11 protein-coding genes are annotated in these 12,157 nt (G+C 35.7%); 2 read left to right on the forward strand and 9 right to left on the reverse strand.

Features of this window, described 5'->3' with window-relative positions; all coding sequences use genetic code 11:
- Positions 1-133: 133 nt before the first annotated feature.
- From JH146_RS03305 to JH146_RS03335, 7 genes are all read right to left on the reverse strand, one after another.
- Positions 134-1,441, reverse strand: a complete 1,308-nt coding sequence (locus tag JH146_RS03305; protein WP_081874456.1) for a formylmethanofuran dehydrogenase subunit B — start codon at positions 1,439-1,441, stop codon at positions 134-136.
- A 22-nt stretch (positions 1,442-1,463) separates the two neighbouring features.
- Positions 1,464-2,633: a F420-non-reducing hydrogenase associated-polyferredoxin VhuB gene (gene vhuB / locus JH146_RS03310; protein WP_048201679.1), complete on the reverse strand. Its 1,170-nt coding sequence runs from the start codon at positions 2,631-2,633 to the stop codon at positions 1,464-1,466.
- A gap of 113 nt (positions 2,634-2,746) precedes the next feature.
- Positions 2,747-2,899, reverse strand: a complete 153-nt coding sequence (gene vhuU, locus JH146_RS03315; protein ID WP_081874457.1) for a F420-non-reducing hydrogenase selenoprotein subunit VhuU — start codon at positions 2,897-2,899, stop codon at positions 2,747-2,749.
- 89 nt (positions 2,900-2,988) lie between these two features.
- On the reverse strand, positions 2,989-4,245 hold the full coding sequence (gene vhuA, locus JH146_RS03320; RefSeq protein ID WP_048201680.1) for a F420-non-reducing hydrogenase Vhu subunit A: 1,257 nt from the start codon (positions 4,243-4,245) through the stop codon (positions 2,989-2,991).
- Positions 4,246-4,278: 33 nt separating this feature from the next.
- Complete coding sequence (gene vhuG / locus JH146_RS03325) at positions 4,279-5,145, reverse strand: F420-non-reducing hydrogenase subunit VhuG (RefSeq protein ID WP_394296457.1); 867 nt, start codon at positions 5,143-5,145, stop codon at positions 4,279-4,281.
- Positions 5,146-5,261: 116 nt separating this feature from the next.
- Positions 5,262-5,666 carry a F420-non-reducing hydrogenase iron-sulfur subunit VhuD gene (vhuD, locus tag JH146_RS03330; protein WP_153232490.1) on the reverse strand — a complete coding sequence of 135 codons (405 nt, stop codon included), beginning with the start codon at positions 5,664-5,666 and terminating at the stop codon, positions 5,262-5,264.
- A gap of 247 nt (positions 5,667-5,913) precedes the next feature.
- The gene (locus tag JH146_RS03335) at positions 5,914-7,887 is read right to left on the reverse strand and encodes a CoB--CoM heterodisulfide reductase iron-sulfur subunit A family protein (RefSeq protein ID WP_081874458.1); all 1,974 of its coding nucleotides are present in this window, start codon (positions 7,885-7,887) and stop codon (positions 5,914-5,916) included.
- 427 nt (positions 7,888-8,314) lie between these two features.
- Here JH146_RS03335 and JH146_RS03340 point away from each other — a divergent pair, with 427 nt between their 5' ends.
- On the forward strand, positions 8,315-9,160 hold the full coding sequence (locus JH146_RS03340) for a DUF4013 domain-containing protein (protein WP_048202606.1): 846 nt from the start codon (positions 8,315-8,317) through the stop codon (positions 9,158-9,160).
- A 3-nt stretch (positions 9,161-9,163) separates the two neighbouring features.
- Here the strand turns inward: JH146_RS03340 and JH146_RS03345 are convergent, their stop codons facing one another.
- Entirely contained in the window at positions 9,164-10,075 is a 912-nt protein-coding gene (locus JH146_RS03345) for an ADP-ribosylglycohydrolase family protein (RefSeq protein WP_173400809.1), read from the reverse strand.
- A 73-nt stretch (positions 10,076-10,148) separates the two neighbouring features.
- Between JH146_RS03345 and JH146_RS03350 the strand changes: the two genes are divergently transcribed.
- The gene (locus tag JH146_RS03350) at positions 10,149-10,958 is read left to right on the forward strand and encodes a sugar phosphate isomerase/epimerase family protein (RefSeq protein WP_048201681.1); all 810 of its coding nucleotides are present in this window, start codon (positions 10,149-10,151) and stop codon (positions 10,956-10,958) included.
- On the opposite strand, the gene wtpA is transcribed toward JH146_RS03350, so the two are convergent.
- Entirely contained in the window at positions 10,955-12,010 is a 1,056-nt protein-coding gene (gene wtpA, locus JH146_RS03355; protein ID WP_048201682.1) for a tungstate ABC transporter substrate-binding protein WtpA, read from the reverse strand. The two genes, JH146_RS03350 and wtpA, sit on opposite strands and share 4 nt — an antisense overlap.
- Positions 12,011-12,157 lie beyond the last annotated feature (147 nt).

Below are 12,157 nucleotides of genomic sequence, written 5' to 3' on the forward strand. Positions count from 1 at the left end.
TTACGGGTTCCCCTCCAACATACGACGTGTAACGCAGGATGTAGGATACCCCCAAAGATGGTTAGCGTTGCACGCCCACCCCGATATTTCATTAAGTATAAATCCAATATTTATATTTTTCTTATTAGAATTTTTAGAGCATCTCTTTAACCTTCTTAATGAGCATCTTCAATATCTCTCTATCTGGCAAGACACCCTCTGGTGGGTCAATGACTTTCTTCAACTGAATTGGAACTCCATCCATTCTATAAGCAGTTCCTTCAACCTCAACCCCAGCAATTGCTGGTGGGATGATAATGTTTGCCAATTGAGTTGTTGGTGTTTCGTGTGGGTCAATGCAAACTAATGGTATCTTTGCCATGTGTTGTACAGCTTTTTGTGGGAAGTGAGCCCCTGGGTCTGAAGCGATGTTTAACATCATGTCAGTTTCTCCTCTCTGCAACAAGTCATTAGCTGTTGTTTCTCCTGGGTTGTATCTTGGATAACCTCTTGAGAAATCAACTCCAAATGGATAACCTGTAACCCAAGTTAAGACCTGGTTGAATCCATTTACGTTGTAGTGTCCTCTCATTGGCATTAGTCCGAATTTTGTGTAAGCGTTTAAGTCAATGATTAATTGGATAGCGTTGTCAATGTTTCTGTGTTTTCCTTTTGTCATTGTTACTCCCATAGCGAAGAACAACTCTCCAAACTGTGCATTCTTACAAATTTCCATTGCTTCATAGATTAAATCTGCTGGAACTCCCGCAACTCTATCTACTTGCAGTTCAAATCCTTTCAATACTGCTCTCATTGCACTAACTAACTCATAATCCTTATGCTGTTCAACTTGCAAGTGAATATCTGCTAACTTTGCAGTATCTGTCTCTCTTGGGTCTACAACGATTAAAGTTCTATCTTCTCTTCCTCTTTCTCTAAAGAATCCTCTTGCAAATACTGAATATCTACTCATGTGTCTTGGGTGGGCGTGCATTGGGTTCGAACCCCAGAAGATAATTACATCAGCTCTGTTTTTAACTTCTCCTAAGGTACAGACAGGGTATCCTACATCCTGCACAGCCAAGAGTGAAGGTCCGTGTCAAACACTTGCGGTGTTGTCAACAACTGCTCCAACCAATTCAGCTAACTCAACTCCATACATGTGTGCATGACATTCAGTAGCACTCCATCCGTAGATTAATGGTAGAGCAGACTCAGTTAATAATCTTGCAGTTTCTTCAATTGCAGTTTCATAATCAACTTTTTTGAAGTCATCTTTTTTGTTCTCTCTCATTAATGGTTCTGTGTATCTCACAGCACCTTCAAAGTGCATAAACTTAGCATTTCCAATTCTACATGCGTGTCTTGTTCCAACTATGTGGTTGTCTTCAACTAAAATCTCTAAGTCATCACATAATGTCCCACAGAATGGACAAACAACATTTTTAATAACCTTTACCATAAGGGATTCACCCCTTGTTGAGTTATCTTAATTCTAAAACTTTCTTTTTCTCTGCTTCTGCACAGGATAGACAGAGCAAGCACATCACACAGTAACCTTTCAATGGCAACTTTCCTCTTGATAATCTTAAAGTCTTCATTGGACAGACCTCAACACACTTTCCACATTTATCGCACAAGTAAGGGCTGAATTCAATCCTATTGTATTCCTTACCATTATGCTCTATCTTGCCCAACTTCAAAGCACCAGTTGGGCAAGCTACAGTACAAGCTCCACAGACAATACACATTCTAACTTCTTTCTTTTTATCATCTACTACAATAGCCTCAGTTGGACAGACAGAGGCACATTTTTTCAACACATCGAAATCCTCTTCTACAATAACCAAGCCCTCATCGGTTATTGGATGAGGGGAGCTTAACTTAACATCCAATTCTAAAGCATCGACTGGACAGATATTTACACAGAGCTTACAAGCAGGACATGATTTTGGTGGGACAACAATCATATTTGCCTCATCAACCTTAATCATATCTCCTGGACAGATTTCGACACATTTTAGACAGTAGACACACTTCTCTGCATCAACTTCAAACTTTCTAACTTCTTTTCTTCTCTTCTTAGGAATCTTACCAGCTACAAAGATAGCATTCCACGGACATGTTTGAGCACAAATACTGCAGTAAATACACTTACTCTTATCGATAACTGCCTTGTTGTTTTCTAAGGTTATAGCCTCTACAGGACACTCTGGAACACAAATTCCACAACCAACACACGCATCTGTAACTGCTATCGGTTCTTTTGGAGCTTTAACTTCTTTTATTGGTTTGTCTATAATTCCTGGTAGGGAAATTATTTCGATTGGACAAACTTCTATACATTTTTGACATAAAACGCAATGTCCTTTTGAATATGGGAAGTTATCATCAACTTTCTTTATACCTACAGGACAAACGTTTGCACAGGCCCCACACTTCTTACACTTGTGAGCTAAGTAATTAACTCTCTTCACAGTTTTTCCATTGATTTCGATATCCTCTTCTACTAACGCTCCAGTTGGACAAACATTAACACACTGCATGCATAAGGTACAGACGTTAAAACTATCTATATCTATCGCTTTAGTTGGACACTCTGCCTGGCAAGCATAGCACACTAAACAAGCGTCTTTCTGGATTGTTATGCTCATCAATCCCATCCTCCTAAAAATTGTGCGCTAAAATCCATAAAAGGATTTTAGCGAATTCCCCTTGCGTAAGGGGAAATGGCTCACAACCTCCCAAAGTGGGTTCGGTTGTGAGCTTATTCTTTAATAATCTCTATAATTTTGTTTCCTTTCTCATCTTTAACTATTATATGAGCAGCACATGAGTATCAAGGGTCGTAAGCCCTCAATACCATCTCAATTAAGTTTAACTTTGCCTCATCAACTTTAACTGTGCTTTTTTCAGCCATACTCATCACCACCGTGACACAAAATGATTAGATAATCGTGATAAGGAAGTAAAGAAGATAACTAAATTATTATTTGCATCTAAAAATATTTATTTGAAGATTTCTTGAGCTGCCTGTTGAATAGCTTTTTCCATTGTTGGGACATTGTGGGTTGTAGCAACAATCATATTTGCTTTAACAACAATTCCATTCTCATCAGTTTCGTAGTTGTGGATTAAAACCCCTCTTGGAGCGTAAACTACTCCAACACCGTTTCCAGCTTTTGGCTCAACTTCAGCTTTAATATCATCTGATGTAATATCATTATCTTCCAATAATATCTTTGCTTTCTCACAAGCCTCAACTATCTCTATCAATCTTGCGTGGTGGTAAGCTAATGACTGATTTGCTGGGAATCCAAAGATGTCAAAGAATTCTTTTCTATATTCTTCTGCTAATGGTGTTTCCATTGAATCACAGACGTTTAACATTGGTAAAGGCCCTACTCTGTAAATACCATCTGGATATCCAGCTTTTTTGTAGTATGGATATTTAACATAGCTGTGAGAGACTACATGCTCTCCTATGTAATCTAAATATTCAGCTGGTTTAAATTCAACCTTCTCTTTTCCATCTGGTGAGAGGAACCTTAAAGTTCCATCGTAGAAGTTGTGCTTTCCATCTTTAACTAAACCTAAATACCATGTGTCAATAACCCCTAATGTCTTTATTTGTTCCATATATTGTTCATTTATTTGTTTTATTAATTCAACTCCATTTTTAGCGTATTCTATCATTTGGTCTACTTCTTTCAATAACTCATCTCTCTCTTCTTCAGTTAATCTCTTTGCTTGCCCCCCTGGAATTCCAGTAACTGGGTGAATTGCCTTTCCTCCAATTGCTTCAACAATCTTCTGTCCAAACTTTCTTAATGCAATTGCCTGCTTAACAACTTCAGGAGCTTTATCTACAACTCCAACAACATTTCTTATTGCTGGATCTGCATCAACTCCAAGGACAAAGTCAGGAGCTGCTAAGAAGTAGAAATGTAATGCATGACTGTGAATCATATTTCCTATATGCATTAATTCTCTCAATTTCTTAGCTGGCTCTGGAATCTCTACACCCCAAGCAGCATCAACTGCTTTAACACTCGCTAAGTGGTGAGCAGTTTGGCAGATACCACAGATTCTTGGAACAATTCTTGGAACTTCCTCAGCTGGTCTTCCAACAACAAACTGCTCAAATCCCCTTAATGCTGTTATATGCAACTTAACATCCTTTGGCTTTCCATTTTCATCTAAGGTAATGGTTACCTTACCATGCCCTTCCAATCTTGATAGGGGCTCAATTACTATCTTCCCCATAAATTCACCCTTATTTTATTATTTATGCTTAGTTTATTTTACTTTTCTGTTAATTAACGCATCTGGCAATGTGAATCTGTTTAATAAAGCTACTTTGTCTGGAATTGCTAAAGCTGCCTCTCCAGCGTTAGCTAATACGTTAGCTGCATTAGCTCCTAAGTCTAATGACTTATCTGTCTTACCATAACATCCTCTACATGGAACTCCAGCATTTGGACACTTTGCTCCACATCCGGCTCTTGTAGCAAATCCTAAGCATGTGTAACCTTGCTCAAATAAACATCTTTCTTCATCAGGCTTTCCTTCAAAGGTTCTCTTAAACTTCTCTGGGAATACATTATCTTTCTTTCTTGGACACTCATCACATACAATTTTTGTTGGTAACTTTGGCTCTTCTCCATTTAACAATGCAACAATTGCATCAGCAATCATTTTTGGTGTTGGAGGACATCCTGGGATGATGTAATCAACTTTTACAAAATCGCTTATTGGCTTAACATATTCTTCTAAAGCAGGAATTTCTTCAGAAGGAATTTCTCCTTTATTATCAGTTGAATCAGTTGTATATACTGTATTTAACAGTTCTTCTTTTGTATATAAGTTAGCTAAACCTGGAATACCTCCATAAGCAGCACAAGTTCCCCATGCAATAACAATCTTTGATTTCTCTCTTATCTCATGGATTAAATGCTCATCGTGTTCATTTCTTATTCCTCCCTCAACTAAAAACACATCTATTCCTTCTGGAATCTCCTTAGGGTCTGCAACTATTGGAGCATAGACAATCTCTAAATTCGGCAGAACTTCCAATAGCTTATCGTGTAAATCTAATAAAGAGATGTGGCATCCCGAACATCCGCATAACTGAATCATCCCCACCTTAACTGCCAAGGTAATCACCCTAAAAAGTTTAAATTAATTTTACAAATTGCCGGAGAACCCCTCACATGGGGGCGGTTGTTCTCTCGGTCCGGAAACCCGGTTCCCGAGAGAACTCATCCCTTTAATCTCCGGCTTTACTGAGCTTTGAGAGGGTTAGGTCCGAGTTTTTGGAGTTTTTCGGTCATTTCATTAACGGCGGAGACAAACTTATCAGCTTCAGCAGCTGTCATGAAGTACATTTCAATTCTGTCTCCGCCGATTCCTAATTCATCCAATAATTCTTTAACGAACCTAACCCTCTCCTCAGCCTTTAAGTTACCTGTTTCGTAAGCACACTCTCCTTTCTTTCACCCTACAACCATAACCGCGTCGGCTCCCTTTTGGAAAGCTCTTAAAGCATAAGTTATATCAAATTTACCAGTACAAGGGAGCCTGACGATTCTTACGGTTGTAGGGTATTGCATTCTACTTGTCCCTGCCAAGTCAGCAGCCCCATAACCTCATTGATAACAGCAGAAAGCAATTATTACTGGTTCCATAACTAACCCCTCAAATTATTAATTTAGTTTAAATTGATGACAGCGTGAGAATTAAATTTATAATTGGCTAAGGGCGCCTGCCCCCCATCAGCACCACCCTGGCAGGTGCCTTCGGGTGGTGCCTCATCTGGCTTTTTCTACCCCCAATGTTGAGCTCATAACCTACGCCATATTTTAGATATTTTGATTTAAATTTAGAATAAGATAATTTCTGATAAGTTGGATGTAGGGCTTGTGCCTTAAGTTTTTAGCTTTCTAACTTTTGGTGAGCCTCTAATACTCCATCAATGAATGAGATTATTTGCTCATCTCTGTAGTATCTCAACTGCATTGCTCCACTTGGACATGCTCCAGCACATGAACCACATCCTTTACATGCAACGTCATTGACTTGAGCAACTAAATGTCCATCTTTCTCTACATATGTTATAGCGTTGTATGGACACATCTTAGCACAAACTTGACATCCTCCACAGACATCTTCATCAACAACAGCTCTAATCATCTCAATCTTGAATTGTCCCTGTGCCATTGGTATTGAAACAGCACTTGCAGCCCCTTTAGCTTGAGCTACTGTATCTGGAATATCTTTAGGTCCTTGAGCTACTCCAGCAATTGCTATACCGTCAACTTTTGTGTTAACTGGAGCTAACTTTGGATGCAACTCTTTGAAGAATCCGTCTGGGCTTAATTCTAAACCAAGCATCTTAGCTAATTTTGGATTATCTGGTCTTGGTGATAAACCAGCTGACAATACAACTAAATCTGCTTCAATTTCTACTATCTCTCCAAGTAATGTATCTTCTACTCTAACAATTAAGTTCTTTGTCTCTGGGTCTTCCATTATGCAAGCCGGTCTTCCTCTAATGAACTTAACTCCAAACTGCTCTTGAGCTCTTCTGTAATACTCTTCATATCCTTTACCAAATGCTCTGATATCCATGTAGCAGATATAAACTTCAGTGCTTGGGTCGTGCTGCTTAATTAACTGAGCATTTTTCAATGCGAACATACAACAGATTCTTGAACAGTAGTGCTTTCCAACTTTGGCATCTCTTGAACCAACACACTGGATAAATACAACTCTGTGTGGATGCTTTCCATCACTTGGCCTTATCTCATGCCCTCCTGTTGGCCCTGCTGGGTTAATCATTCTTTCTAATTCTAATGTGGTTATGACGTTGTCATAAACTCCATATCCATATTCTTCTTTCAATGTAGCATCAAATTCATCATAACCAACTGCACAGATAATTGTTCCAACCTTTAACTTAATTTCTTCAGGTTTTTGGTCGTATCTTATAGCTCCAGGACCACAAGCTTTTTCACATAATCCACATCTTATACAGTGGTCCATATCGATTGTATAGACTAATGGAACTGCCTGTGCGAATGGGACATAGATAGCTTTTCTTGTACCTAAACCTAAATCAAACTCGTTTGGCACTTCAATTGGACATACTGCGGCACAAGCCCCACATCCTGTACAGACGTTTTCGTCAACATATCTTGGTTTTTTCTCTATTGTAACTTCAAAGTTTCCAATGTATCCTTCAACATTTTTAACTTCGGCGTAGGTTATGAGCTCAACATTGGGGTGGTTTGCAACGCTAACCATCTTTGGGGCCAAAATTCACAGCGCACAGTCATCAGTTGGGAATGTCTTAGCAAGCTGAGCCATCCTTCCTCCAATTGATGGCTCCTTATCAACTAAATATACCTTATAACCTTGGTCTCCTAAGTCAAGAGCTGCCTGAATTCCAGCAATACCTCCTCCAATGATTAAACAGGATTTATCAACATCTACAATTTTTTGTGGGACATCTTCTAATCTCTTAGCTCTTTCAACTCCTCCAGCAACTAACTCCATTGCTTTTTTAGTTGCCTTTTCTCTTTCATTCATGTGAACGAACGAACAGTGCTCTCTAATGTTAATAAACTCCAAGTAATATGGAGATAACCCTGCTTCTTTTATACAATTTCTAAAAGTAGGTTCGTGGATTTTTGGTGTACATGCAGCAACAACAATTCTATCGAGGTTGTATTCTTTTATTGCCTCTTTAATCAAGTTTTGCCCTGGGTCAGCACACATAAAAGGATAGGTCTTAGCTACAACTACGCCATCTAATTTTTCAGCAAAATCTCTCACTGCTTCACAATCAACAACACCGTTGATGTTTGCTCCACAGTAACAGACAAATACCCCAATTCTTGGGGACATAGATTCACCTCCAAGAATAGAAATCACAATCAATTAATTAGGAAGTTACCTATAAAAATATATATTCTTAAACTGGCTAATGGAAGCTATTAAGCAATCTAATAGTATTATTTGATTTAAGAATAGTTTAATTTAATTAAAGTTTTTTGTATCGAAAAGTTTATATAGGTAAAGTATATTATAACAACTTGGCGCGGGTGGGACAGTGGTGAGCCCCCCACCTCACCGCTGATAACCCGCGCCGTGGGAGCCGGCTCCGGTAGTATTAACAAAATTTACAGTTTAACACCCCTCCCCCACACATATTTTTTATTTGCTATTTTAATTCATTTATTTGAATATTTAAAATAAGTTTTATTGAAAAATTATATATTTAAAAAAAGCACAACTCAAAATATCAAAATTAAATCTAAGGGGGAGGATGGGCATGAGAAAATTTGAAGATTATCTTACTGAGTCTTTTAAATATGCATTCTCAGATATTAAAAAAGGAATAATTGGAGGTTTATTATTGGCAATCTCTGGAGTTTTTAGTGTTTTACTGTCAATAATCATGCTTACTATAGGAACTAATTCAAATCCAAATAATATTTTTAAAATATTAACAGGAATGTTAATAGCAATAGCTGTTGGATTTTTAATAAGTTTAGTAATTGGATTTGTAATAGATGGTTATTATGTAAGGATTATGAAAACTACAGTTGAAGGTTTTGATAATTTACCTGAATGGGATAATTTCATTGATTTGCTTATGAGAGGGTTTTTATACTTTGTCGGGGTTTTAATTTTGGCATTTATATTTTTAATAATTCCAATTATATTGTTTGGTATTGGGGTATTGCTAATCACACAAGATGAAATCATAGGGATGGTTTCTTTAATGATATCATTTGTAATATTTATTATATTATTAATATTATTATTATTTTATCTTCCACTTGCAGAAGTTAATTTTTCAATTAATGGATTTTTAGGGTTTTTTGAATTTAAAAAAATAATTAAAATGATGTCATTAAAATATATAGTATTGGTCATTGTTGTTGGAATTATAGTATTAATAATTGAAAGTATTATCTCAGCTCCATTTATATTCATGGATATGTTATTCTCTCCTCATACACATTCATATTATGCTAATACAATATCATCAACTTCATTCATTATTCAGCTAATTTCAGCAACAGTTTCTGGATTTGTTGGATTTTTCATGGCTGTGTTTTCAAAAAGAGCTATTGCATTATACTATAAAGATAAAATAGAAGAAGAGCGTTAAAAATCAGAAAGTTAATTGATAGAGATAGTTAGCAAGTTCATAGATATAATCTTTATTTTTTAAACCCTCAATCCATTCTTTTAGAATATTTTTAAAGCCATAGTATGCCCCAGCCATAGCTCCATACATAGATGCTAAGCTATCAGTATCTCCCCCAGCATTTATGCATTTTATCATACCATTTTTGAAGTTTTTTGTTAGTAGATAGGTTGCTATTGCTGAAGGAACAACTTCTTCAGTTTTTACACCGGTTCCAAAGTAATCATATATATGAGATAACTCATCAAAGTTTTTAAAGTTTTTAATTTCTAATAATTTTTTAGCAAATTCTTCATCTATGTCTTTTATGTAGTTGTGGCAACTATCTAATAAGCTAAAATCTTTTTTGTCTTTTAACGCACTGCTAACAAAGAACGCTATAGATAAAGCTCCAGCAATTGCTGTTTTGTTGTTGTGAGTTATTTTTGATACCTTTATAACCTCTTCCTTTAGTTTATTTAAGTTGTTATAAAACACAATCCCTAATGGATAGATTCTCATTGCCGCTCCGCAACTACTGCTATCAACTCCAGAATAATCATTATTTTCTAATTTTTCAATAGCCATTAATGATGTTAAACCAATATCTGGAGGGTTCTTGTTTTTCCAAGCTATTAAACAGTTGGCAAATTTTTTTATATCAACTCCTTCTTTGATTAGACTTTTTATTAAACAGATAGCTTGCTCTGTGTCATCTGTCCATTCTCCTTTGCTTAACTTCCCAGCTAAGTAGTTTTTTGGCTCAACATAGTTATCTACAAATCCATAAAGCTTTTTTATCTCTTCCTTTGTTAGATTTTCAGTTGGCATTCCTAAAGCATCTCCAATAACTGCCCCAAACACAGAGCCAAAGATTTTATTTTTCATTTTTTCCATAGTTTCACCAAAACAATAAATATTTTTTAAGATAATAAAAGTATTTAATAAAAATTATGTAATGGTGGCTGAAATGAAAATTGGTGTTTCAACTTTATTTTTTTGGGAATATCCAATGGTTGAGATTTTTGATATATTTAGAGATATTGGAATTAAATGTATAGAATTTTTTCCAGAAAATCCTGATTTTTGGGATAATAGATTTGATTTGGACTATATTGCAGAGCTTAGAAGAGAATTTCTAAAATTTGATGTTGCTCTACACAACCCGCATATAGAGCTAAACCCTTCATCTCTAAACCCTTATGTTAGAGAAGCAGTTATAAAAGAGACACTTTGGAGTATTGAATTAGCTAAATTTTACAAATGCAAGTTAATAACTCTACACCCTGGAAAAAGACCAACCAACAGACCACCAACAGACGAAGAATATGAAGCATTTTTTAAATATTTAGATAAATCATTGGAAGCTGCTATTAATAAAAATATAACATTATGCTTAGAAAATATGCCAGAGAAGGTTAATAGAATTGGATGGAATCCAGAAGAGGTTGAATGGATTTTAAAAAGATATGATGGACTATTATATATGACTTTGGACTTTGCACATGCTAAAGAGTATATAGATGAATTTTTTGAGAGGGTTATTGACTATATAAAACATACTCATATTTCCGGAGTTGTCAATCGAAAAGACCACTTCCCATTAAGAAAATCAGAAATTGATTTCTCTCCTTATGTAAAAGCACTTATAGATTATGGATATGATGGAATGTTTAACTTAGAGCTTGATGATAGAAGATTAGGAAAAAATCCAGTAACAAAAGAGGAGAAAATTGATGAAGTAATAAAAGATATTGAATTTTTAGAGAGTATTATTTAGTTGTTTTCTATTTTAACTAAACCCTTTAACTCTTCCGGAACATTTCCTTTAGCAATTGCTGGACTTATTGCTGGCTGTCCATTATTCTCTAAAACCTCTGGGTGTTCTAAGACAAACTTAACAAACTCTATAGCCTCTTTTTTGTGTGGAGCATTTGTTGGAACTGTCATACCATAAACAATTGGTTTTGCAACTATTGTTTTATTCTTTGCAATTATTTTTAAGCTAACTTTGTTGTAAGTGTTGGCATATTCATAATATCCTAAATTAATCTCTTTTGGAAGCTCTACATACTTTAAGTGGTGTTGGTTTGCAACACTCTTATAGATAAAGAGATAGTCAAACGCTCCAGCCTCTAATGGGGCTAATAAATCAGTCTCTTTACTTCTAACAACCAATTTGTCTGAATTAACTTCTAAATCTCCAGGAACTAATATCAAGTAAGTTCCATTATTCTCTTCAACCTTTATGTTTGTGTATTTTAAAACTAAGTTGTCATATATTGTTGGATCTTTATAATAAATTTCAGCTAATTGCATAACCATTTGGCTTCTGTATCCACAAGGGTCGTCATTTGGATTTGAGAAACCAAATTTAACATCTGGTCTTTCTAAAATCTTATACCAGTTCTCTGAGTTTATCTCATCCTTGTATTTGCTGTTGTCTGTGTATGCTAAAACAATCTCATTTCTTGCAAACATTACATACCAATCTGCATACTTAGGCATCATCATTTGAGGGATTAGGGAATAATCAGCTGAAGCTAAGATATCAGCTTTTTTTCCTAAATCTGTTATTTTTCTAACGCAAGCAACACTTCCAGCTGGCTCTCTCTGCACATCAACATTTGGATGTTCTTTCTCAAACATCTTTTCATACTCTTCAAAAGGCACAGACAAACTTCCAGCGTGAAATATTTTTAAAACAATCTTCTCCTGAGTTCCAACTCCTTGCTGTCCTACATTTTCCTGAGTTTTTTGCTGTTCCGTACATCCACATAAAGCTGTTCCAACTATCAGCAATATTGAGATTGCTATTAATTTTTTTATCATCCATACTCACCTTTTTTATGGGTTTCCAAAAGTAAAGGTATCCTAATTTCATATTTAAATATTACGTTCATCGTTTATGATTAACAAAACCTATAAAACATTAAAAATTCAAAAATAAAAATTAGGCAATAAAAATTAAAGGTTTGA

It is taken from the genome of Methanocaldococcus bathoardescens (genome assembly GCF_000739065.1).
In the GTDB taxonomy this organism is placed as follows: Archaea; AGJL01; Methanococci; order Methanococcales; family Methanocaldococcaceae; genus Methanocaldococcus; species Methanocaldococcus bathoardescens.

What these genes read in the sequence shown, in the direction of transcription:
- vhuB (WP_048201679.1), bottom strand. Translation starts at nt 2,633, where the DNA reads ATGAGCATAACAATCCAGAAAGACGCTTGTTTAGTGTGCTATGCTTGC.
- vhuA (WP_048201680.1), bottom strand. Translation starts at nt 4,245, where the DNA reads ATGGGGAAGATAGTAATTGAGCCCCTATCAAGATTGGAAGGGCATGGT.
- JH146_RS03340 (WP_048202606.1), top strand. Translation starts at nt 8,315, where the DNA reads ATGAGAAAATTTGAAGATTATCTTACTGAGTCTTTTAAATATGCATTC.
- JH146_RS03345 (WP_173400809.1), bottom strand. Translation starts at nt 10,075, where the DNA reads ATGGAAAAAATGAAAAATAAAATCTTTGGCTCTGTGTTTGGGGCAGTT.
- JH146_RS03350 (WP_048201681.1), top strand. Translation starts at nt 10,149, where the DNA reads ATGAAAATTGGTGTTTCAACTTTATTTTTTTGGGAATATCCAATGGTT.
- wtpA (WP_048201682.1), bottom strand. Translation starts at nt 12,010, where the DNA reads ATGATAAAAAAATTAATAGCAATCTCAATATTGCTGATAGTTGGAACA.